Source organism: Pseudidiomarina atlantica (assembly GCF_000753735.1).
Taxonomy (GTDB): domain Bacteria; phylum Pseudomonadota; class Gammaproteobacteria; order Enterobacterales; family Alteromonadaceae; genus Pseudidiomarina; species Pseudidiomarina atlantica.
This window is the reverse complement of the sequence record NZ_JPIN01000013.1, coordinates 90,685-114,144: the sequence shown is the minus strand read 5'-3', so window position 1 is coordinate 114,144 and position 23,460 is coordinate 90,685. Positions and strand designations below refer to the sequence as shown.

At 49.8% G+C, this 23,460-nt stretch carries 24 protein-coding genes; 18 read left to right on the top strand and 6 right to left on the bottom strand.

The annotated features are described in order from the left end of the window. Positions 1-145 precede the first annotated feature (145 nt). Positions 146-1,750 (bottom strand): phosphoenolpyruvate carboxykinase (ATP), encoded by a 1,605-nt coding sequence (pckA, locus tag IDAT_RS11840; RefSeq protein ID WP_034733936.1) that lies wholly within the window; start codon positions 1,748-1,750, stop codon positions 146-148. Between the two features lie 163 nt (positions 1,751-1,913). Then, positions 1,914-2,405, bottom strand: coding sequence for a pantetheine-phosphate adenylyltransferase (gene coaD / locus IDAT_RS11835; RefSeq protein WP_034733933.1), 492 nt, complete (start codon positions 2,403-2,405; stop codon positions 1,914-1,916). A 112-nt stretch (positions 2,406-2,517) separates the two neighbouring features. Here coaD and IDAT_RS11830 point away from each other — a divergent pair, with 112 nt between their 5' ends. From IDAT_RS11830 to ubiA, 6 genes are read left to right on the top strand one after another with little or no spacing between them, the layout of a single operon-like run. Continuing rightward, a complete protein-coding gene (locus tag IDAT_RS11830) occupies positions 2,518-3,711 on the top strand; it encodes a glycine C-acetyltransferase (RefSeq protein ID WP_034733930.1) in 1,194 nt (397 codons plus the stop codon). 24 nt (positions 3,712-3,735) lie between these two features. Then, a complete protein-coding gene (gene tdh, locus IDAT_RS11825) occupies positions 3,736-4,764 on the top strand; it encodes an L-threonine 3-dehydrogenase (protein ID WP_034733928.1) in 1,029 nt (342 codons plus the stop codon). 40 nt (positions 4,765-4,804) lie between these two features. Further along, a complete protein-coding gene (glpE, locus tag IDAT_RS11820) occupies positions 4,805-5,128 on the top strand; it encodes a thiosulfate sulfurtransferase GlpE (protein ID WP_034733925.1) in 324 nt (107 codons plus the stop codon). 1 nt (position 5,129) lies between these two features. Then, the gene (locus tag IDAT_RS11815) at positions 5,130-5,972 is read left to right on the top strand and encodes a rhomboid family intramembrane serine protease (protein WP_034733923.1); all 843 of its coding nucleotides are present in this window, start codon (positions 5,130-5,132) and stop codon (positions 5,970-5,972) included. Next, positions 5,969-6,565, top strand: coding sequence for a chorismate--pyruvate lyase family protein (locus IDAT_RS11810; protein ID WP_034733921.1), 597 nt, complete (start codon positions 5,969-5,971; stop codon positions 6,563-6,565). The genes IDAT_RS11815 and IDAT_RS11810 overlap by 4 nt, the downstream gene beginning before the upstream one ends. After that, a complete protein-coding gene (ubiA, locus tag IDAT_RS11805; protein WP_034733918.1) occupies positions 6,558-7,403 on the top strand; it encodes a 4-hydroxybenzoate octaprenyltransferase in 846 nt (281 codons plus the stop codon). The genes IDAT_RS11810 and ubiA overlap by 8 nt, the downstream gene beginning before the upstream one ends. Here ubiA and plsB read toward each other — a convergent pair whose 3' ends face one another. Continuing rightward, positions 7,404-9,854: a glycerol-3-phosphate 1-O-acyltransferase PlsB gene (gene plsB / locus IDAT_RS11800; RefSeq protein WP_034733915.1), complete on the bottom strand. Its 2,451-nt coding sequence runs from the start codon at positions 9,852-9,854 to the stop codon at positions 7,404-7,406. It abuts the gene before it with no gap. Between the two features lie 146 nt (positions 9,855-10,000). Between plsB and lexA the strand changes: the two genes are divergently transcribed. The 6 genes from lexA to IDAT_RS11770 all read left to right on the top strand — a co-directional run bounded on the left by lexA (position 10,001) and on the right by IDAT_RS11770 (position 15,523). Continuing rightward, entirely contained in the window at positions 10,001-10,621 is a 621-nt protein-coding gene (gene lexA / locus IDAT_RS11795; RefSeq protein ID WP_034733912.1) for a transcriptional repressor LexA, read from the top strand. Further along, positions 10,618-11,034, top strand: coding sequence for a hypothetical protein (locus IDAT_RS11790; RefSeq protein WP_051986800.1), 417 nt, complete (start codon positions 10,618-10,620; stop codon positions 11,032-11,034). Before lexA ends, IDAT_RS11790 begins: the two co-directional genes overlap by 4 nt. 327 nt (positions 11,035-11,361) lie before the next feature. Beyond that, positions 11,362-12,450 (top strand): cytochrome c oxidase subunit II, encoded by a 1,089-nt coding sequence (gene coxB / locus IDAT_RS11785; protein WP_081909841.1) that lies wholly within the window; start codon positions 11,362-11,364, stop codon positions 12,448-12,450. Between the two features lie 13 nt (positions 12,451-12,463). Continuing rightward, the gene (gene ctaD / locus IDAT_RS11780; protein ID WP_034733907.1) at positions 12,464-14,050 is read left to right on the top strand and encodes a cytochrome c oxidase subunit I; all 1,587 of its coding nucleotides are present in this window, start codon (positions 12,464-12,466) and stop codon (positions 14,048-14,050) included. Position 14,051: 1 nt separating this feature from the next. Then, entirely contained in the window at positions 14,052-14,630 is a 579-nt protein-coding gene (locus IDAT_RS11775; RefSeq protein ID WP_034733904.1) for a cytochrome c oxidase assembly protein, read from the top strand. A gap of 11 nt (positions 14,631-14,641) precedes the next feature. Further along, a complete protein-coding gene (locus IDAT_RS11770; protein WP_034733901.1) occupies positions 14,642-15,523 on the top strand; it encodes a cytochrome c oxidase subunit 3 in 882 nt (293 codons plus the stop codon). A 31-nt stretch (positions 15,524-15,554) separates the two neighbouring features. Here the strand turns inward: IDAT_RS11770 and IDAT_RS11765 are convergent, their stop codons facing one another. Continuing rightward, positions 15,555-15,770, bottom strand: coding sequence for a DUF2909 domain-containing protein (locus tag IDAT_RS11765; protein ID WP_034733899.1), 216 nt, complete (start codon positions 15,768-15,770; stop codon positions 15,555-15,557). Positions 15,771-15,797: 27 nt separating this feature from the next. Here IDAT_RS11765 and IDAT_RS11760 point away from each other — a divergent pair, with 27 nt between their 5' ends. From IDAT_RS11760 to IDAT_RS11740, 5 genes are read left to right on the top strand one after another with little or no spacing between them, the layout of a single operon-like run. Next, positions 15,798-16,523, top strand: a complete 726-nt coding sequence (locus tag IDAT_RS11760) for an SURF1 family protein (protein ID WP_051986798.1) — start codon at positions 15,798-15,800, stop codon at positions 16,521-16,523. Beyond that, a complete protein-coding gene (locus tag IDAT_RS11755; RefSeq protein ID WP_034733896.1) occupies positions 16,520-17,065 on the top strand; it encodes a hypothetical protein in 546 nt (181 codons plus the stop codon). Before IDAT_RS11760 ends, IDAT_RS11755 begins: the two co-directional genes overlap by 4 nt. Positions 17,066-17,069: 4 nt before the next feature. After that, complete coding sequence (locus tag IDAT_RS11750) at positions 17,070-18,053, top strand: COX15/CtaA family protein (protein ID WP_034733894.1); 984 nt, start codon at positions 17,070-17,072, stop codon at positions 18,051-18,053. A 39-nt stretch (positions 18,054-18,092) separates the two neighbouring features. Continuing rightward, positions 18,093-19,001, top strand: coding sequence for a heme o synthase (gene cyoE, locus IDAT_RS11745; protein WP_034733892.1), 909 nt, complete (start codon positions 18,093-18,095; stop codon positions 18,999-19,001). A 3-nt stretch (positions 19,002-19,004) separates the two neighbouring features. After that, a complete protein-coding gene (locus IDAT_RS11740; RefSeq protein WP_034733889.1) occupies positions 19,005-19,628 on the top strand; it encodes an SCO family protein in 624 nt (207 codons plus the stop codon). Here the strand turns inward: IDAT_RS11740 and IDAT_RS11735 are convergent. After that, positions 19,625-20,677, bottom strand: coding sequence for a polysaccharide deacetylase family protein (locus IDAT_RS11735; protein ID WP_034734041.1), 1,053 nt, complete (start codon positions 20,675-20,677; stop codon positions 19,625-19,627). The genes IDAT_RS11740 and IDAT_RS11735 overlap by 4 nt on opposite strands. Between IDAT_RS11735 and IDAT_RS11730 the strand changes: the two genes are divergently transcribed. After that, positions 20,643-22,004: an MATE family efflux transporter gene (locus IDAT_RS11730; RefSeq protein ID WP_051986796.1), complete on the top strand. Its 1,362-nt coding sequence runs from the start codon at positions 20,643-20,645 to the stop codon at positions 22,002-22,004. The genes IDAT_RS11735 and IDAT_RS11730 overlap by 35 nt on opposite strands. On the opposite strand, the gene IDAT_RS11725 is transcribed toward IDAT_RS11730, so the two are convergent. After that, positions 21,978-23,381 carry a DUF4397 domain-containing protein gene (locus tag IDAT_RS11725; RefSeq protein ID WP_034733885.1) on the bottom strand — a complete coding sequence of 468 codons (1,404 nt, stop codon included), beginning with the start codon at positions 23,379-23,381 and terminating at the stop codon, positions 21,978-21,980. The two genes, IDAT_RS11730 and IDAT_RS11725, sit on opposite strands and share 27 nt — an antisense overlap. Positions 23,382-23,460: the final 79 nt, after the last annotated feature.

Sequence of the window (23,460 nt, the reverse complement as noted above, 5' to 3'; positions counted from 1 at the left end):
TTTTAAGTTGCTGAGAATTATTCCACAACATTGCCGTAGTGCCAGTGAATGTGCTCATTAAACTGTTTTCAAATGTTTCAGGGCAGTGCAAACAAAAAAGCCGAGCTACTAGGCTCGGCTTTTATTGGGTCAAGGCAGACCACCCTTAACTTAGTTGTGGCCCTGCCGCGACGAGGGCTTTACCCTCATCGTTGTCGGTAAACTTCTCGAAGTTTGCAACAAAGCGACGCGCCAGATCATTCGCCCGTAAATCCCATTCCGCAACATCTGCATAGGTGTTGCGTGGATCAAGAATCGCGCTGTCTTCAACACCTGGCAGGTCCGTTGGCATTGCTAAGTTAAAGTATGGCAAGCTGACGAACTCGGCATTCTCGATGCTACCGTCCAGAATTGCATCGATGATTGCGCGCGTAGCCTTAATAGAGATACGTTTGCCAGTACCGTTCCAACCCGTGTTGACCAAATAGGCTTCCGCACCTGCCGCTTCCATCCGTTTGACCAAGACTTCAGCGTATTTGGTTGGGTGCAGGCTCAAGAACGCCGCACCGAAACAACTTGAGAAAGTAGGTGTTGGTTCGGTAATACCACGTTCAGTACCGGCTAATTTAGCGGTGAAGCCAGACAGGAAGTGATACTTAGTTTGCTCTTTGGTCAGTTTTGACACTGGCGGTAATACGCCGAAAGCGTCGGCAGTTAAGAAAATAACTTTCTTTGCGTGCCCTGCTTTAGAGACAGGTTTAACGATGTTTTCGATGTGATGAATCGGGTAAGAAACACGGGTGTTCTCAGTTTTCGAGCCATCATTGAAATCTACACTGCCATCTTCGCGTACAGTTACATTTTCCAGCAATGCATCACGGCGAATCGCGTTGTAGATGTCAGGTTCAGCTTCTTGTGACAGGTTGATGCACTTGGCATAGCAACCGCCTTCGAAGTTGAATACACCGTCGTCATCCCAACCATGTTCATCGTCACCAATCAGTTGACGCTTAGGGTCGGTGGATAGCGTAGTTTTGCCGGTTCCAGACAAGCCGAAGAAGATAGCGACATCGCCGTCTGCACCAACGTTGGCGGAACAATGCATAGAGGCAATGCCTTGCAGCGGTAAGAAGTAGTTCATCATCGAGAACATACCCTTCTTCATCTCGCCACCATACCAAGTGCCACCGATCAACTGAATGCGTTCAGTGAGGTTAAAGGCAACGAAATTCTCTGAATTGAGACCGTGTTCTTGCCATTTTGCATTGATGCATTTTGCACCATTCATAACGACAAAGTCAGGCTTAAAAGTCGCTAACTCTTCTGCCGTTGGGCGAATAAACATGTTTTTGACGAAGTGCGCTTGCCACGCAACTTCAGTGATAAAGCGCACGCACAAACGCGTGTCTTTATTTGCACCACAATAGGTGTCGACCACAAAAAGACGCTTACCTGATAACTGTTCAGTCACAGTTTCTTTTAGGTCAGCCCAGACTTCAGGGGTAATTGCTTTGTTGTCGTTCTTACCTTGGTCGGCCCACCACAAGGTGTCGCGGGTGGTGTCATCGCGAACGATGTATTTGTCTTTTGGTGAGCGGCCGGTAAAGATGCCGGTATCTACAGCGACGGCGCCGAGCTCGGTGACAACACCTTTTTCGTAGCCTTGCAAATCTTCGCGGGTTTCTTCTTCAAACAGTTGTTCGTAGGAAGGGTTATGGACAATTTCCGTGACGTCTGTGATGCCATACTGGCGTAAATCCAGATCAGTCATGTCGTGGACTCCTAAGGGTCTGGTCTGAGCAAAATCGAATGAAACAAAAAAGTCGGCGCGATTTTAACTGGAAACGCGCAAAAATGGTAGCCTAGACGCCTATTTTTGCGCCATCTTCACGGTTTTTTAACCCAATAAGAAGCACTTAGAAGTGCGCATTAAGTCAGGATTGACGCGCTTTTATTTTCGCATTTAGGGCGTTTGCGACATGTTCATCGGTAAATTGTCGTACATCGCCATGATGCAAGGCTACTTCTTTCACCAAAGTTGAAGAAATAAACGAATTTTCTTCAGACGGTGTTAGAAACACACTTTCGAGCCCTGGATAGAGGCGCCTATTCATATTCGCCATTTGGAATTCATACTCAAAATCCGAGACTGCGCGCAGACCACGAATCAGCACTGTTGCGCCCTGCTCTTTGGCGAAATCGACGAGTAAGCCACTGAAGCCAACAACGCTCACATTGGGCAACTGATCGGTGACCTGACGAACTAATTCAACCCGTTCTTCGAGTGAGAACATCGGGTGCTTGCGTGGGTTATTGGCGACGCCAACCACAATTTCACTAAATAAATTTGCCGCCCGCTCGATAAGATCAGCGTGGCCGTTAGTAATGGGATCAAAAGTGCCCGGATATATCGCACGCTTGTGCATGATTTTCCTCCGCCAATAGAAATGAGGATGCGCGATACCTAGCAAATCAGGTAAACTAATAGCCAAGAATAGCAGGCAATCCTGCGTACGCTTCTAAAGCTCGGAGAATTACATGAAGAATGATTTTTATCAACAGCTAGACCAACAGCTCGAAGAACTTAAACAAGAAGGTTTGTATAAGACAGAGCGCGTTATCACCAGTGATCAAGCCGCGGAAATTAAAGTTGGCGATGGTCAGTCTGTGCTGAACTTCTGTGCTAATAATTATTTGGGTCTTGCCAATCATCCTGAACTCATTGCAGCAGCGAAAAAAGGTCTTGATGAGCACGGTTTTGGTACAGCTTCAGTGCGCTTTATCTGTGGTACTCAAGACATCCACAAGACTTTAGAAAGTAAACTGAGCGAATTTCTTGGTACTGAAGAAACCATTCTGTATTCGTCATGCTTCGATGCTAACGGTGGTTTGTTCGAAACCTTGATGGGGCCAGAAGACGCCATTATCAGTGATGAACTCAACCACGCTAGTATCATCGATGGTATCCGCTTAAGCAAAGCCAAGCGGTATCGCTATAAAAATAACGATATGACCGACCTTGAAGCCCAGCTACAACAAGCTAAAGCCGACGGCGCACGTCACATTCTGATTGCGACCGACGGTGTGTTCTCAATGGACGGCGTAATTGCCAACATGAAAGGCGTGTGTGACCTAGCCGATAAATATGGCGCTTTGACCATGATGGACGATTGCCACGCAACTGGTTTTCTAGGTGCGAATGGCCGCGGCACACACGAATATTGCGACGTCATGGGTCGCGTCGACATCATCACCGGGACTTTAGGTAAAGCCTTAGGTGGCGCGTCGGGCGGTTACACCTCAGGCAAAAAACAAGTGATTGACTGGTTGCGTCAACGTTCACGTCCTTATTTATTCTCAAACTCAGTCGCGCCAGCGATCGTCCAAGCCTCAATTCGCGTATTAGAGATGCTCGAACAAGGTGATGAATTGCGTCAGCAGTTGTGGGACAACGCAGCCTTCTTCCGTAGTGAGATGACCAAAGCAGGTTTCACCTTGAGTGGTGCCGACCATGCCATTATCCCAGTAATGATTGGCGATGCTAAATTAGCCTCAGAAATGGCTGATCGCCTGCTGCAAGAAGGTATTTATGTGATTGGCTTCTCGTTCCCAGTAGTGCCGCGCGGCAAAGCACGTATCCGTACGCAAATGTCAGCCGGTCACAGCCGCGAGCAGCTCGAACGCGCTATCAACGCGTTTACCCGAATTGGTAAAGATCTCGGTATTATTTAAGCGCACTGAGTGTCCGGAGGACCTATGAAAGCACTTGCCAAATTACATGCAGAACCCGGCATTTGGATGACTGATGCCGAGAAACCTGAGTACGGTTACAACGACCTACTGATTAAGATTAAGAAAACCGCGATTTGCGGTACCGATGTGCATATTTATAAATGGGACGACTGGTCGCAAAAGACCATCCCCGTACCTATGGTTGTCGGTCATGAGTATGTTGGCGTGGTTGAAGCTATGGGCGATGGCGTGCGTGGCTTTACCAAGGGTGACCGTGTTTCTGGCGAAGGCCACATCACTTGCGGCCATTGCCGTAATTGTCGTGCCGGTCGCCGCCACTTGTGCCGCAATACCGTCGGCGTGGGTGTCAACCGTCCTGGTGCGTTCGCGGAATACTTGGTAATTCCGGCCGAAAACGCATTCAAATTGCCCGATGACATCAGTGATGATTTAGCCGCAATTTTCGACCCGTTCGGCAACGCCGTGCATACGGCTCTGGCTTTTGACTTAGTCGGTGAAGACGTACTCATTACCGGTGCGGGACCCATTGGTATTATGGCCGCTGCAGTCGCCCGACATGTTGGCGCCCGACACGTGGTGATTACCGACGTTAATCCGTATCGCCTTGAGTTAGCCTTGAAAATGGGTGCCACACGCGCGGTTGACGTAAGTAAAGAAAAGCTCACAGACGTAATGGCCGAACTCGGAATGAAAGAAGGCTTTGACGTCGGTTTAGAAATGTCAGGCGTGCCGTCAGCGTTCTCACAAATGTTGGCGACCATGAATCATGGTGGCAAGATTGCGATGCTCGGCATTCCGCCACAAAGCGTCGCCATCGACTGGAATGAGGTTATTTTTAAAGGCCTCACCATTAAAGGCATCTACGGCCGAGAAATGTTTGAGACTTGGTACAAAATGGCAAGTCTGTTGCAATCGGGACTCGACCTATCGCCGATTTTGACGCATCATTTGCCCGTAGATGAATTCGAAAAAGGCTTTGAAATCATGATTTCAGGCCAATCTGGTAAAGTTGTGTTGGACTGGGATGCATAACTGATTTTGCACCAACGTCGGCAATCAACAGGAGTAAACAATGGCTGAGTTTTCACGTATCAACGCTGCTACTGCGCATGAGTTGTGGCAGGCCGGTAACGCTAAATTTGCCGATATTCGTGATGCGCGCTCTTATGAACTCGGTCATATTCCAGGGTCTGTGCGCCTGACGGATGCGAATCTTGCGGACTTTCTTGCCGAACTTGACGACGACCAGCCGGTCGTCGTGGTTTGTTACCATGGCAATAGTAGCCAAGGTGCAGCCCAGTACCTTGCCCATCAAGGGATTGAACCGGTCAGTAGCCTCGATGGTGGCTTTACCGCTTGGGCGCATCAGTATCCTGAAGCGGTGGAGCGCAACTAACATGCAAAAGCTACTGGTGACCCAGAATGCTGAGATGATGCGTCGCTTGCATCATTACCTACAGCAGCGGGGCATTCCTGTCACCGTTAGTGAAAAAGGGAACCAGTTAGAGTTGTGGGTGGTGCAATCTAGTTACACCGCCCTCGCCAAAGACCTTATCAACGAATTTAAAGCGGATCCTGACGGTGCTGAAGCGGAGCTGCAATCGGCGCCGCGCAGAGCAGCTCCAACGACGCATACCCCTTCTCTACCGCAACAACTTTTACGCCAAGCCGGTCTCGTTACCATTAGCTTTGCCGTGCTGGTTACGCTGGTGTTTATTAGCTTGAACACACAACTTGCCGAGTCAGTGTTTGCGGCGCTGCGCATCAGCCCAACCTTCAATGACTTACCGTGGACGCAACCTTGGCGCTTCATTACCCCTACCTTGTTGCACTTTAGCGTCTTGCACTTCTTATTTAACGTATTTTGGTGGTGGTATTTGGGCGGACGATTCGAACGCACCTATGGCTCTACTTACCTGCTCATCGCTTTAGTGTTCTGCGGGGTGATTTCCAACGTCGCACAACTTTACGACAGTGGCCCCTATTTTGGCGGGCTCTCTGGAGTTATCTATGGATTGTTCGGTATCGCCGCAATAGTTGGATGGCAGCGTCCAAGTCATCCGCTGTTCCTGCCTAATGGTCTGATGATTTTTATGTTGGTTTGGCTAGCGCTTGGCTATACCGACTTGCTGTGGGTGAATGTTGCCAACACAGCCCACCTTACTGGCCTGCTTTCAGGATTGTTAGTTGGCGCTGCGCTGCGCATGTTTGAACACATCAATCGCAAATCAGCACCATGAGTTTTGTCTTTCCTGCGCTCAATTATCCTGTCGTGACACACGCCGGTGAAGCCGATTGGCACTTTCCGACTGCGGCGGAACAGTGGCCTGCAGTGGTAGGCGACTGGTTACTCGATCCACACTCGCTAACGGCAAAGCTCAAACACCACAGTCAACATTTTGCTGTACAAGTGCTCGGTCAACGTGAAGCGCCGCTGCTTGGCAACGAAACCCGCTGGCTAGGTGAGATTGCAGGGGGCGTTGTCCGCGAGGTTATTCTCTGGTGTGATCACGAGCCTTGGGTATTTGCTCGCAGTGTATTTCCTTTGCAGGCACTCGCCGCAGCGAAACTTAAGCTTGAAGCACTCGGCGATAAACCGTTAGGCGAGCATTTGTTTAATCAGCCAGATTTGCGCCGTAGTGCCGTTGAAGTATCGCAGTTTGCTGCCGATTCTAAGGTGGGTCGGCTGCATCAACAGTTAGGCTATGCAGCGCAAACGCTGTGGGGTCGGCGGAGTTGTTTTCATGCCGCCGAACAGCAACTTTTAGTTGCCGAGGTATTCATTGGAGCCTCACCATTAGCCAAGCATTATCGGGAGACTCACCATGTTTGATCCCTATCTACGCCTGATGCGTGCCGACCGACCGATTGGGACCTTGTTACTCGCTTGGCCCATGCTCGCGGCCTTGTTGATCGCCGGATCCGGTAATCCACCGTTAAAAGTTGTGGTGCTGTTTCTGCTGGGTGCTTTCGTCATGCGCTCAGCCGGTTGCGTCATCAATGATTTCGCTGATCGCAAAGTTGATGGACACGTGACTCGCACCAAATTACGGCCGTTAGCGACTGGCGAAGTGCAAAGCTGGCAGGCACTGGCGCTGTTCGTTGGCCTGTTGCTGATTGCCTTTTTAATTGTCCTGCAATTCAACAAAGAGACGATTCTATTGAGTGTTGTCGCCGCAGGTGTGGCAATTCTGTACCCGTTTTGTAAACGCTTCACACAGCTACCACAGGTGGTATTGGGCATTGCTTTTAGCTTTGGTATTTTGATGCCTTTTACCGCATTAAACCAAGGATTACCGCTGGCGGCTTGGTTGCTGTTTGCCGCTAACATCTGTTGGACCGTTGCCTACGATACCGAATACGCTATGGCCGATCGTGACGATGACGTGAAGATTGGCGTTAAATCAACAGCAATCCTATTTGCTGGCTTCGATCGGGTCGCCATCGGTATATTGCAACTGGCGACGCTGGGTCTACTAAGTTGGCTGGGTTATCACCTACAGTTTGCGCTGTGGTTTTGGCTCGGCTTGAGCGCGATCGCGGTGTTGTTTGTCTGGCAGCACTTGATGATTTGGTATCGCGAGCCGCAACGTTGTTTCCAGGCGTTTTTGCACAATAATCATGTCGGCTGGGTACTGGCTGCCGCGGTGGCAGCCAGCTACTGGTATTGATTAGTTTTTACTATTCTGTAAACGGCTTTGCACCGCTTGCCGAATCGTCTGCACGATTGGCGTGTCTAACAGGCGATCAATGGTATCGCTTAGCTCAGCGACATTCGCATGGGCGACAAAATTACCCTCACTGTTGACCTCAATGAAATCTTCACGCTTAAGTGTCGTAATGATACCGCTGATCAACTTCTTATCGAAAAACTCAGGTGCGCTTACGCCATGCATCGCGCTGAGGCGTTCCGCCAAGTCGACAGCCGCCTGCTCTAACTCCGCACGACCATGCGCACCGCCCTGCTGCAATAGCTCAAAGACAATCGCGTAGCGTTGTAAAGTCTCACTCGCTGCACGTGCCAATAGTTGCAACTGGAAGTACTCAGTGGTCTCACGAGTATGGGTACGATAAGTATCTTCGGCGGTTTTCTGCAGTAAATCAACGCTAACTAAGTGCTCGACAATAGCTTCCGCCCACAGCGCCATCTGGTCGCGCGGATGACTGATGAATAGCTCTTCTTTTAACAACGGTTGCACTTGCTCGAGTAGTTTAATCACTGGCGCTAGGCCAAATTCTTTATGCGAACAGGCATAAGCTGCGATCAACGCCGGCACTATCACCATATGCATGATATTGTTGCGGTAGTAGGTCATCGCAATGGCAGTGGTACCATCGAGCTTGATCATTTCGCCCATCGTATCTTCGCTGACGACGAATTTGTCGTGACGCTTAGCCAGTTGCCACAGTTCCTCGCCGGTTTCAGCTGGCACATAAGCGAGCTTGCTATATGGAACGTCGCGCAACAAACGCGTGTAAACATCAAGCTGATTAACTAGTTCTTGGTGCGTCAATGCGCGTTTCTCCGCACTCAACAATGCCAATGCGGTCAAGTTAACACTGTTCAATCCAGCAGCGTCGTTGATGCGCTGCATAATTTGTTCGGCGAATAAGTTAACCGTTGGCGTCAACCACCGCGGGCGCGCAGGTTCTTCTGCACCATGCGTGATCGAATCACGCCAATCTGGGGTGAGTTGATCGAGTGCTTGGCCCACATTAAGTGGTTCACCAAAAGTCACATAGCCGAAACCGAAGTTACGCAAATGACGTAAGCTTGAAAGCACCTGCCAAACCGATTCTTTTTCTTTCGATTTGCCTTTGAGTTCCTTCAAATAAGTGCCTACTTCCATGACATGTTCGTAGCCTAAGTACACCGGCACAATCGACATTGGACGTTGCTGTCCACGTAGCATGCCCTGCAAAGTCATGGCGATCATGCCGGTTTTTGGCTGCAATAAACGCCCCGTCCGACTCCTTCCACCTTCAGTGAAATACTCGACCGGGTAGCCTTTGCTAAACAGCCTATCGAGGTACTCACGAAACACTGTCGAATAAAGTTTATTGCCCTTGAAACTACGACGAATAAAAAAGGCGCCGCCTCGTCGGAACAAGGGGCCAGCGGGGAAGAAATCAAGGTTCACCCCGGCCGCAATATGCGGTGGCACAAGGCCTTCTTTGTAAATGACATAACTTAGCAATAGATAGTCCATGTGGCTGCGATGGCATGGCACATAAACAATTTCATGACCGGCTTCGGCAAGCTCACGAATGCGCTCACCGCCTTCCACATGAATGCCGTTATAGATACGACTCCACATCCAGCCCATAAAGCGGTCAAGCACCCGCACCAGCGTTTCACTATAACTGGCGGCGATTTCATCGAGGTATTCACGGGCGCGCTTTGCTGCCTTTTCCGGCGTGATTTTCTTACTGCGCGCTTCTTCAGCAATGGCTTTCTTAATGGCTGGATTTTCCAGTAACTCTTGAATGACGCGTTCGCGGCGCGCCACTTTTGGCCCAGCGACCGCATAACGTAAACGCACAAAGTGAACCCGCGCCACCCGTGCTAGTTTATGTGCCACGCGTCTATCGCAGCCGTGTTGATCGGCCATTTCTCGGAGACTTACCGAACGGCTTGCGCGCATCAAAATATTGCGCCCGGAGAATAAAACCAGCCAAAACTTGCGCCAACGACCGGGATTATCCAGATCCGCGACCATGGGTTTGCCTTGGCGCGGCTCCTGACCTGCTTTACGCCCCCAGAACAGACCTATGGGTACCAATTTAACGTTCAAATTAGGTTCTTTTTGATGAGACTGTAGCAATTGCAAAAATTCGTCTACTGCTTGCTCGTTGCGGCGCGGTTGTGCTTGCTCAAGATACATAATACGGGCATGGCGAACGCCATTTATCAACAGCGGCTCCTCGGGATCAGGTAGCCCCGCTTTGGCAAGCGCGCGCTTGACTACCAAAAGATCGGTTACCGAACTCGAACGCATTACATACACAACGTGTTCAGGTGTAATACGATCTTGTAGATCTTCATCGAAAATGACTTCGAAGCGTGTTAACCAGCGCACTGGCCAATACAACAGCTTACCAACAAAGCCTCTCCAACTCATGCCATTCCCCCGTGAAATTAAGTCCCTAAAAAGGATACCACTGATTGTTTTGCAATGCTGTTAGAAAAAAAGTGCGCAAAAAAGTTGCGATCTCAAAACACCTGTATATACTCACAGTATTACTGTATGGATAAACAGGTATTCACATGCGACCTTTAACACCGCGACAGCAAGAAATTTTAGACCTTATTAAAGACACGATTGACGCAACTGGGATGCCACCTACCCGTGCTGAAATTGCACAGCGTCTTGGTTTCCGTTCAGCAAATGCTGCAGAGGAACATTTAAAGGCACTAGCGAAAAAAGGCATGATCGAGATGATGCCAGGCATGTCTCGCGGAATTCGGCTGGTCGGCGCCAATGATGCAGATATTCCGGAAGGACTCCCTTTGATAGGCCAAGTCGCTGCTGGTGAGCCTATTTTGGCGCAAGAACATGTCGAAAGTCACTATCAAGTCGACCAAAACCTGTTTCGTCCACATGCTGACTTTCTCTTACGGGTAAACGGCATGAGTATGAAAGATATTGGTATTTTGGATGGCGATTTACTCGCCGTTCATAAAACTCAAGAAGCGCGCAACGGCCAAATCGTGGTTGCGCGTGTAGATGATGATGTCACTGTTAAACGTTTCGAGCGAAAAGGAAACTTAATTCTCTTACATCCTGAAAATCCAGAGTTTTCCCCTATTCAAGTCGACTTAACTCAACAGTTTTTTACGATTGAAGGGTTAGCGGTCGGCGTGATTCGAAATGGAGCATGGTTATGAGATACAACTACCCACACGCAAGCCGTGAGCTTGCTGTAGACAACTTCGTCGCAGGCGACGAAGCACATTTATTAGCTGAAGATTTTGCCAACTTCATGCCTCGCATTCAGTCCCTCGCCTTGCGCACCAAGCAATGGGTGACGGTCATCGGCGGTAATCGGGAGGTGATTCAGCAACTGGTAAATGCAGGTGTCAGCCGCTCGCGTATTCGTTGGGTTGGTGGGCGCGATGCCGATCAACGCGAATGGGCTACTGAACAAGCACTTCTAGCCGGAACTAGCAGCGTTGTTTTGAGCTTTTTACCTGGATTTTCATCGCCTCGCGTAGCACAACGCGTAAAAATGGCGAGCAAAGTGAGCCACACCCATAGCTTTGTGTTCCATACCCCATCGTCTCAGATCCCACTCCACTAAACTGAGACGAACCCTGCAAGGCTGCTTCGGCAGCCTTTTTTTTCTTCCAATCACAAAAAATTCTTAACTTTAGCGGTGGCTTTTTCATCTACTCATGGTATTTTGATCAGGCAGCTTACTGCTAACACAATAAATAACAATAAACATTGATACAAAACAACAAAGGGTTAGTAGGGAAAGCGATTTTCTGACCAGAAATGCTGTTCCTTTTTCTGCTCACCTCTTTGTTCTTCAGGCTCGCACTTCGGTGTATTCGTGGTTCGACCGCGTCGGAAGAATGAGAGGAGATGTAGCGTGAGTATTAAACTCATCAGTGCGCTTGTGGCGATGGCACCTGTCGCTGCCCAAGCGCGATCTCAGTTAAACCTTACTCAAGGCGTAACTGATATTAGTCAACGCGTGTATGACCTTCACATGACAATTTTCTATATCTGTTGTGTGATAGGTGTTGTCGTTTTTGGGGCCATGTTCTGGTCCATGATTCGACATCGCAAATCCAAAGGCCGTAAACCGGCAACTTTCCATGAAAACGTCAAAGTTGAAATCGCTTGGACGGTCATTCCATTTCTGATCTTAATCGGTATGGCGATTCCAGCCACCTCGACCTTGATTGCAATGGAAGATACCAGTGAAGCTGAGGTCACCGTTTTGGTGACTGGTTCGCAATGGAAATGGCACTACAAATATTTCGATACCGACGTCGAGTACTTCAGTTTGTTGGCAACTCCGCGCCAGCAAATTGAAAACAAGCTCGATAAAGGGGAGAACTATCTACTTGAAGTTGACCGTCCGCTGGTCATCCCCACAGGTAAAAAAGTGCGCTTCCTGATTACCTCAGATGACGTTATCCATTCTTGGTGGGTGCCTGACTTTGCGGTCAAGAAAGATGCTAACCCAGGTATGATCAATGAGGCGTGGACCAAAGTTGATGAGCCCGGCATCTATCGTGGTCAATGTGCTGAACTCTGCGGTAAAGACCATGGCTTTATGCCGGTGGTTGTTATTGCCAAAGAACCTGCTGAGTACGATGCATGGATGGCCGAACAAGTCGCCGCTAAACAACGCGCCGAAGAGGAAGAGCAACGTCTGCTCGCCATGTCGATGGACATGGATGAAGCAATGGAGCTCGGTGAACGCGTTTATGTAGGCAGTTGTGCTGCCTGTCACCAAGCCAACGGTGAAGGTATCCCTGGTGTGTTCCCGGCATTGAAAGGTTCAGACATGGCGCTGAACGACATGCAAGGTCACATTGACATCGTGGTCAATGGTAAGACTGGCACTTCAATGCAGGCGTTCGGCAATCAGCTTACCATGCAAGAGATCGCAGCGGTGGTCACCTACGAGCGTAATGCTTGGGGGAATGACACCGGCGACCTAGTGCAGGCTGCTGATATCAACGCATTTATGAACGAATAAGGGAGACCTGACTATGAGCACTGTTGTTGGCGAAATGGATCATCACGATCATCACCATCACGCGCCGTCGGGTATTACCCGTTGGCTGTTTACCACGAACCATAAAGATATAGGTTCGCTATATCTGTGGTTCTCTTTCATTATGTTCTTGGTTGGCGGCGCCATGGCAATGGTCATTCGTGCTGAGCTGTTCCAACCTGGCTTACAACTGGTTGAGCCGCATTTCTTCAACCAGATGACTACTGTGCACGGTTTGATCATGGTATTTGGCGCGGTCATGCCCGCCTTTACCGGCCTCGCAAACTGGATGATACCAATGATGATTGGCGCTCCAGACATGGCCTTACCGCGCATGAATAACTGGAGCTTCTGGATCCTGCCGTTTGCATTCGCAATTCTGCTGGCTTCACTTTTCATGGAAGGTGGCGGTCCAGCATTTGGTTGGACGTTCTACGCTCCGTTATCAACTACTTATAGTAGCGATTCAACGGCACTCTTCGTGTTCTCGGTACATATCATGGGTATCTCATCCATCATGGGTGCGATCAACGTGATTGTGACTATTATGAACATGCGCGCACCAGGCATGACCTACATGAAGATGCCATTGTTCGTATGGACTTGGTTTATCACTGCGTTCTTATTGATTGCAGTCATGCCGGTACTGGCCGGTGCGGTGACCATGGTATTAACCGACAAATATTTCGGCACCAGTTTCTTTGATGCCGCAGGTGGCGGTGACCCGGTCATGTTCCAGCATATTTTCTGGTTCTTTGGTCACCCCGAAGTGTACATCATGATCTTACCGTCGTTCGGTATCGTGTCGGCCATTATTCCTGCGTTCTCACGAAAACAACTATTCGGTTACGCATCCATGGTCTACGCCACCGCAGCCATTGCTGGCTTATCATTCTTGGTCTGGGCGCACCACATGTTCACCACCGGTATGCCGGTGTTTGCTGAGCTATTCTTCATGTACTGTACTATGTTGATATCGGTGCCGACTGGGGTGAAGGTCTTTAACTGGGTGGCGACTATGTGGCGCGGTTCAATTACCTTTGAACCGCCGATGATGTTCGCACTCGCATTCGTTATCTTGTTCACCATCGGTGGTTTCTCTGGTTTGATGCTGGCCATCACACCGGTCGACTTCCAGTACCATGACACCTACTTTGTCGTAGCCCACTTCCACTATGTATTGGTGAGCGGAGCAATCTTCTCCATCATGGCAGCCGCTTACTATTGGCTGCCCAAATGGACTGGACATATGTACGACATGGGGCTTGCAAAGCTGCACTTCTGGGCATCGTTGATTTCCGTTAACGTGTTGTTCTTCCCAATGCACTTTGCTGGACTGGCAGGCATGCCGCGACGCATTCCTGACTACTCAATACAATTTGCGGACATTAATCAGATCGTCAGTATTGGTGGCTTCGCCTTCGGTCTGTCACAGCTGATCTTCTTATGGTTGGTCATCAAATGTGTACGTGGTGGTGAGAAAGCACCAGCGAAACCATGGGAAGGTGCTGAAGGCCTTGAGTGGACGGTACCTTCACCGGCACCGTATCACACCTTCGACACACCACCTGAGGTGAAGTGAGATGAGCACGCAACCAAGCAAACCAGATAACCTAAAGATCATCCGTCGGCTGCTGCTGACGGTGGTCTGTATGTTCGCGTTCGGTTTTGCTTTGGTACCACTGTACGAAGTGTTCTGTGATCTTACCGGGTTTAACGGCCGCTTTACTGACGGACAAGCGGCTGCAAACACCAAAGCAGTGGATACCAGTAGAACCATCAACGTGCAATTTGTCACCCGCGTGAACAAAGGCATGCCTTGGGGATTTGAGCCTGAAGTACGCTCAGTACGAGTGCACCCAGGTGAAACCAAAGTGGTTAACTTTCTGGCACGGAATCCGACTGGGGGCAACATGGTTGCGCAAGCAATTCCCTCAGTTGCACCTGGTGAGGCCTCGCTTTATCTCAATAAAGTCGAGTGTTTTTGTTTTAACCAACAGCCATTGGCTGCTGGTACCGAAACAGCTATGCCGATGCAGTTTTATTTGGATCCCGAGATTCCAGAGCACATTCACACGGTTACCCTGTCGTACACTATGTACGACATGACACAAAATATGACACCTGATGCGTTGGCGGCGATTCAGCCGACAGCGGAGTGAGGAATTAAGTAATGGCAGAACAACAACACGAAAAATATTATGTGCCTGCTTCAAGTCCGTGGCCGATCGTTGGTGCGATAGGTTTAGGGCTTATCGCTTTCGGCGCTGGTCACACCGTGATTGACGCAAGTAAAGACGCCGACGGCTGGGGCGTAAATGTACTGTTTGCCGGCATCGCCGTCATTCTCATTATGTTATTTGGTTGGTTCCGCGATCAAATCAACGAATCCATGTCTGGGTTATACAGTAAGCAACTCGGACACTCGTACCGCCAAGGTATGGCATGGTTTATCTTCTCAGAAATCATGTTCTTTGCAGCCTTCTTCGGTGCCTTATTTTACGCCCGCGTGATCGCTGTTGAATGGCTAGGTGGCGCCGGTAACAATGCGATGACGAATGCAGTCTTATGGCCTGATTTCGTTGCGCACTGGCCGCTGACGGAAACGCCCGGTGGGACTGAGTCAGGTGCGATGGGTTGGATGGGCTTACCGCTATACAACACCATTATCTTGATTATTTCATCTGTGACCTGTCATTTTGCCCATGTTGGTCTTGAGAAAAATAATCGCAGGCAGCTGACTGGCTTCTTGGCCGTGACCATTGTGCTTGGTCTTATCTTCTTGTATCTGCAGGGCGCTGAATACGTGCATGCTTACCAAGAATTAGGGCTGACGCTGGATTCGGGCATTTACGGCAACACCTTCTATATGTTGACTGGCTTCCACGGCATGCACGTGACTTTGGGAACCATCATGCTGATTGTGATGTTTTTCCGGGTCTTAAAGGGGCACTTTACGCCGGAAAGTCACTTTGCCTTCCAAGCAACTAGCTGGTATTGGCACTTTGTTGATGTGGTTTGGGTGTGTTTATTTATCTTCGTTTACGTTCTGTAAGCTCACCCATCGCGACCGGCTAAGCGCAAGCTTAGTACGGTCGCGGATTACCTTCGAGTAATCCAGTCGCGAGCAATACCACAATAATTAGAATGGCGAGCGCAGAGGCGCCGACGCGGCGACCTAAGAAGCGCGTCATTGGCGGTTGGTCAGGGTCATCGCGGAGCATTACAAACAACGCGCGACCGAGATTAAAGACCATAAAAAACATGAGTAGTACCAAGATGATTTTTGCAGTAATGACCATTTTTCAATCCTGTACAGGTGCAAGCTGATGCGATGGGGCAGTATTATCGCCACAGCACTCACTTTGCTGGCAATTGCGATTATGGTCAAGCTCGGATTTTGGCAGCTCGATCGCGCCGCCGAAAAACAGCTGTTGTTTGACGACTTCACCCAGGCACAAACTGCTGCCAACGATGCGAGTTATCAACCGCTACCGCAACAACCCACCACGGCGCAAAGATTTAAACCTGTGACGGTCGGTGGTCAGTTTCACAGCACCTACCTTTTACTCGACAATCAAATTCATCAAGGCCAAGTTGGCTATCAGGTCATCGGTCTGCTCGAGGCAGAAGATCGGCAAGCATTGGTTCCTGTCAATCTGGGCTGGATCCCAGTAGGTGACGACCGTACCTTGCTGCCGACAGTGGAGCTTCCAGAGCTTGATGAACCGTTGCGCGGTTGGTTGTACTTTCCGGCAGACGACGCCTTTATGCTGGGTGATCAGGTCATCGAACCGGGTCTCAATCCTTATCGCATTCAACAGCTCAATGCAGCAGCAATAAGTGACGCCTTAACGCTTCCAATTGCTGACTATGTAGTGCTACTCTCAGAACAAGAAAATTATGGCTGGCCAAGACAATGGGAGCCCCAAGTCATGTCCCCGGCCAAACATCAGGCGTACGCATTGCAGTGGTTTTCACTCGCGTTTGCGGCGTTCGTGGTGTTGCTTCTTGTCCGACGTTCCATAACGAAAACAAAAAAGGAATGTGCATGACTTCTGTCAAAAAATCTCGTTTAACGCTGATTGGCGTTGCACTTGCTTTTGTGTTGCCGGTCATCGGCGCAAAGTTCGTGCTTGACCAAAGCTGGTATCAAGGTGGCGCCACCAATAAAGGGACTATGGTGCAACCTGCAGTTACCCTTGATGAAACGACGAACGCTCAATTACCCGATGGCTGGCGCGTCGTATTGATTGCCGACGATGCCTGCGGGGCGCCCTGTGAACAAGGTTTTTACGCAATCAATCAACTTGATGTGGCACTTGGCAAAGAAAGCCATCGGGTGAAACCTATCGTCTTGAGCCGCGCTGAACTGAGCTTCGACTTTAGCCAAACACCTTTGGTCGAAACTATCGTTGCGCCAGCAATTGTGGAACAGCTCGACAGTATTCCCGCATATCGTCTTTTTATCGTTGACCCGCTTGGTACTGCAGTATTGCATTACCCTACACATGCAGACGAACCCACCATGCGTGCCGAAGCGAAAAACTTGCTTTCAGACCTTAGAACTTTGTTAAAACTATCACGGATTGGGTGATGCCATGCGGACACTAGTCAACTTCAGTATTCTTTTTGCTTTGGTGGTGATTATCCTCGGTGCTTACACGCGTCTTACTGACGCAGGTCTGGGGTGCCCTGATTGGCCAGGCTGCTATGGTCACCTTACAGTGCCGGTTGATGAAGAAAAAGCTGCGGCTGCACAAGCACTCTTCCCCGATGCTCCGCTTGAACATCACAAAGCCTGGAATGAGATGGTACATCGCTATGCCGCGGGCATTTTAGGGATTCTAATTCTTATCATTGCCATTACCGCTATGGTGCGCGTGCGCAAGCATCCGGAAACTCCGCTCAAATTACCACTATTCTTATTAGCATTGGTGACCTTTCAAGCCGCACTTGGCATGTGGACCGTGACCATGAACCTGCAGCCGTTAGTGGTTATGGGACATTTGCTCGGCGGCTTTACCACTTTGTCGTTGTTGTATTTACTGCGGTTACGGCTTCAGCGTGTGCATATTCCACTCGGCGATCCCAAAGCGCGTAAGCTCGCTGGTTTAGCCTTCTTCGCACTTGTCGTTGTGTTCATGCAAATTGCGTTGGGGGGGTGGGTAGCCGCCAATTACGCAGCACTAGCCTGCACTGAACTACCAATTTGCGAAGGCAACTGGAGTGAACAACTCGATATCGCGGGCGCTTTCTCGGTACCAGAGGCAGTGACTTACCAGTACGGCGCGCACGACTATGCCGAACGCATGACCATGCATGTCGCTCATCGTATAGGCGCCATTGTAACCATTGTGGTAGTGGGATTGATGTTGTTGCGTGGCTACAAAACCGCGCAATCAAGTGTCATCAAAGGCACTTTAAATTGGGTCACCTTAGCGCTTATCGTGCAAGTCGCACTAGGACTGAGCAATGTTATTTTCATGCTGCCGCTAAGTGTTGCTGTTGCACATAACCTATTTGGTGCTCTTTTACTCTTAAGCCTTGTTGGCTTGAATTACAAACTCGCGCGTAACGCTTAAAAATCATAATAATAAGCGCTCGAGAAGGAAGTTAGTTGTATGACAGAGATGACGTATAAGAAACACGCGCATTGGCGCGATTACTTAGAGCTTACCAAGCCGCGCGTAGTGCTATTGCTACTGCTTACGGCCTTGGTAGGCATCGCCTTGGCGAGCCCGGTGTGGGTTGGCTGGCAAATTGTCGTACCGGCGATGATCGGCATTGGTCTGATGTCCGGTTCGGCAGCAGCCGTGAATCACTTAGTAGACCGTCATATTGACGCGAAAATGGCGCGTACCTTGCGTCGCCCCCTGCCATCAGGCGCGCTATCACCACGCCATGTGCTGAGCTTCGCAGCAGTTATCGGCTTGCTCGGCTTCGTCGTGCTGGCCTTGTGGGTGAATATGTTGACCGCGTGGCTAACCTTTGCCAGCCTGATTGGCTACGCCATTGTTTACACCATGTACCTGAAGCGAGCCACACCGCAAAACATCGTCATTGGCGGTCTCGCCGGCGCCGCTCCGCCACTGCTAGGCTGGACAGCAGTTACTAACGAAATTCATCCTCATGCAATTTTACTCGTGATGATCGTATTTACTTGGACGCCGCCTCATTTTTGGGCTTTAGCCGTGCACCGTGCGAAAGATTATGCCAAAGCAGAAATCCCAATGTTACCGGTCACCCACGGTATCGAGTTCACCAAAACACTGATTCTGCTCTATACCATTCTGCTCGCGATTATTTGTTTGCTACCCTATATTGTAGGTATGTCTGGAATCATCTATTTGATCGGTTCGAGTATTCTCAGTGTTTGGTTTCTAGGTTATGCATGGAAACTCAAATTCGCACCAACTAAGACGACTGCCTATAAGATGTTCACCTTTTCGATTTGGCACTTAATGGTATTGTTTGTGCTATTGTTAGTGGACCATTATGCAGTTACACCCGCACTGCCGTTAGTGAGGTAATTCATGCAAAAACTTCTTGTGACCCTTATTGCTATTGTGGCGCTCGTTGCTGGTGTTGTGATCTACAACGGTCTCCCTAAAGAGGAGCCTCGGGCGCTAGTTTATAACCCACCTCGCGACCTGAATCCGTTTATGCTGCAGGCACATACTGGCGGTCAACTGGCAAATGCTGATTTGACCGGCCAATGGACCTTTTTGTTTACCGGTTACACCTCTTGTCCTGATATCTGCCCTACAACTATGGCTGATTTAGGCAAAGCGATGCCTGTGCTCAAGAGCGCAAGTGATCGCCCAGTTCGTGTTTGGATGATTAGTGTTGATCCACAGCGCGATACATTGGCAAAGCTCGAAGCTTATGCATCTTATTTTGGCAGCGAATTTGTCGGCGTTCGAGCTGAGCACAAAGACCTCTATCCATTTGTCAACGGTTTGGGCTTGATGTACTCAATTCCAGAAGAAGGCGAAGTTGATTACCTCGTTAATCACAGCTCAGCGATTGTCTTGATCAATCCAGAGGGGCAGCGGCACGCTATCTTTAAAGCCGATCATCAACCGGGACAACTCCCTGTGGTGGATACCCAGCAGATGATCGATGACTTTCAAATTATTGCCTCGCAATACAACTAATCTGGCCAGCGCCCCTGTTCATTGGGGCGCACTAACGGCACCGAGTACCAGTAAAATCGACCTGATAGCGAGCGACTTGGTAAAGTGCAATTGACTCTTGAGCGCCCAATCGGTGGTTGTGACAAGGTTAGTTCTATACCTTCATCATCCACATTTGGCTGTATCACGTCGCCCTGATAAAAGCAGTTTATACGTTGCAGCTGCACATCATCGCTAACGGCAATGTGTAACCGAACATTTACCTCTTCGACGTCAGACGCGACTTCCATTTCAGCCGGTTCATGAGCTGTCACTGGTAATGGCAAACTGCCTATTTTTGTCTTTAGCGTGTCTAAGTTGGCATAATTTGCCGAGGCTGGAAAACGTGGAATTTCAGTCGCTTTAGTGTACCGGCCCCAGGGCCCGGAATGTTGACCGAAAGCCAGAAAGTCCTGCTCTGCGAGCAGCTTCGCTAACTTGGCATCATATTCACCGTACGGATAGGCAAACAGCCGCGGCTGTGGCGAACCAAGTTCGTCATCTATCACTCGCTGCGCCTCAACTATCGCCGTGAGTTGACGTTGCTGCCATGCGGCTTCGTCTTGTCCTATGTCACGCCAAGTCATGTGTTCATGAAATTGTGAATGATTGGCGATAGTTGCACCATATTCAGTCAACTCACGAAGTTGCTCCCAGCTCATATAAATTCGTGGGGTTTGCTCCATCAGGTAAGGATTCACAAAAATGGTGAAGGGATAACGGTATTTTTTGAAAATCTCAAGGCCATTGTCGTAAACGTTACGCCAACCATCATCGAAGGTAATGCTGACCAATTTGTCGGGAACCTGCTCTTGCGCTAACAATTCCTTTGCCTCAGTAAGCGAAACCACCTTATAGTCATGCTCTTTAAGGTAAGCGAAATGTTGCTCCAACTCAGCCGCTGTAACTGAGGTAACCCGCGGTGTATCATCACCTACATGATGATATTGTAGCACCACCACTCCATGCTCAGCAGCATGACTGAACGGAACAAGAATGAGCCAAAGTAAGCCAAATCCCAACGCTCGCATTACGGACCTCCATCGATTTTGGGGAAGCTGGTCGGCGCATCAGCGGATTATTGCCATCGCGCTACCTATGATCATTTCGAATATTGCCGCCCCACTGCTAGGGCTGGTAGATACTGCCATCATAGGGCATCTACCCGACGCGATCTACCTGAGTGCAGTAGCACTTGGCGCTATGGTAGTAAGTTTTATCTTCTTGCTCGCTATTTTCTTACGGATGACCACAACTGGCGAAATTGCACGCTCTTTCGGGCGCGAAAATGTCAGTGAGCAACGCCGTATAGTACTGCATGCGATTGGCTTTGCCGTTGTTCTGGGACTGCTGATTCTGCTTGCAAGCCCGCTGATTACGGATTTTGCTTGGTGGATTATTGCGCCCTCTGCAGATCTCAAACACTACGCAACGCAATATATCGATATACGATTGTGGGCAGCGCCTGCAGCGCTTATTAACTTGGTTGTTTTGGGTGTGTTGCTTGGACGGCAACAGAGCAAGCAAGCGATGATACTGGTTATTTTTACCAACGCCGTTAATGTCGTTGCTGACGTTATCTTGATTTTGGGGCTCAATATGAATGTCGCCGGTGCTGCTTGGGCATCGGTTACCGCTGAAATGAGCACGGCACTATTGGGTCTTTGGATGTTGCGTGATTTACTCCCAAAGCCCCAGCATTGGCAATTTGAGCGTGTTTACTTTGCGACGTTCTTTGGCATGAATCGCGATGTTTTCATTCGCTCGCTGTTACTGCAGCTTTGTATGGCAACCATGACCGGTTATGCCGCCCGCTTTGGCGATTTATACGTAGCCGTCAACGCGGTATTAATGCAGTTTTTGATGCTTATTTCACTCGGGTTAGATGGTATTGCCTATGCTGTCGAAGCACTCGCCGGTGCCGCAGTCGGGCGAAAAAATCGTGCTGAAGTACGTTATTGGCTGCGTCTTACACTCATTTGGTCACTCATTTTTGCGGTCATTTATAGTGCTTTGTTTTGGGGCTTTGGCAGCTCTATTGTCCAGCTACTGACCGATTTACCTGAGGTCATCGCCACTGCAGAAGTTTACCTGCCGTGGATTTATGTGGTCCCCCTACTTGGCCATTGGAGCTATTATTTCGATGGCGTTTTTATTGGTTTAGGTTGGGCGCGTGCGATGCGCGACACTATGGCGGTGAGCGCGTTGCTCGTGTTCGCCCCACTTGCAATCGCAGGCCAGTGGTGGTTTACCAAAGAAAATGCCAACCACGGTCTGTGGTTGGCATTGAGTCTTTTTTTACTTGCGCGTGGCGTAAGTCAGTATGTTTACTTACTGCGCCGGCGCCAAGTCATCTAACAAGATCAGCTGCGGAGGCAGACCGCCACCTGTCATGTCTACTGCTGCGGCGGTGTAAATACCACCCCCTTCAAGGGTCAGTGGGATCGGACCGATCGCTGCAGTTTTGGTACCTGCCAAGGTCACTGTGACCACGTAGTCGCCTGGCAACAATGATACATAGCCTGTCGATGCCAAAGCTTCTGGATTAAACGGCACTGCCGAGAAAGCTGGCTGCGCTTCGCTGATATCATCCGTCGCAGTGACGTAAATATCGACATCACCTGCGCTTGGAGAAGCGTGGACCAACTGAATTTGTGCTTCAGTACTGACGCGACGCTGCATGTCGGTAACAGCTGCAAGAGTCAACGAACCATCACCCAGTGCACCAACTGCATAGACGCTCAATTTGTCACTGGTAGACAGCGCTAGCGGGACATCATCTAGAACCACAGGGTCACCACCAGCCGCGGCAACATCAATCAGATAGTCTGCAGCAGGTAAGTTGATGAAACCAGTCGCGTCTAAAAACGCAAGGTCGGCAATCGCTGGGCTGGCAGCATTATTGACCGTTACATCCACGGCAGGCGCGTCTGCGCTGGCATGGACCACACGAATGTCGGCACCCGCATTGACGTCAGGTAACACGGTTGCACCTGAGCCATCGGCGATTTGCAACGCGATAGGTGATGCGCCAGTCATGGTGTTAGCCACTGCTGCAACCACTAAATCTGCGCCATCGGGCAAGGTTACTGCGCCGCTGTCATAGACCACTGAAGCTGGCTCACCAGCGACAGTCACACGGATCTGGTATTCACCGGCCGGGACTTCGACTTGGCCTGAGTTATCAAGGAACGCGAGTGTTGTGACGGCTGCTTCAGCGCTCAGATCGGCGCCTGGTGCAGTGACGAAAATATCAACCGCTGGAGCATCTGGTGCCGCATGCACAACTTCCACACGCGCATTGCCTGCTGTTACCGCAGAAAAATCGTTGGCAAAAATCAACGGCTGGATACTGCCATCGCTTACTTTACCCACAGCAAAGACTTCATAGCGCATGTCGCCACCCAGATCGACGTCAGCCGGACCAATCACGGTCGCAGTTGAGCCATCAGGTAAAATACCGTCGACTTGGATACTGTAAGAGGCTTCTTCGAGTTCGAGTACTTCCGATGAAGCGCCAAACGGCACGCCTTCAAGTGCTGCGTTACCATTGACTAAAACATTCACATCAGGTGCGTCCGCTACTGCATGGTGCACACGAACGTAAGTTGAAGCTGGCGGCGGAGGCGGTGGTGGTGGCTCGACAACCACTACTGGATCGTCGTTATCACTACCACAAGCCGCTAGCATAAGAACCGCAATCGCGGGTATACTAAATTTCGTGATCCCATTCATGATTTGTTCCTCGTCGTGTAATAGGCAAATTCCACTACGCAGGGACAAAATGTTTGGGATCACTTTTTACTTATACAAC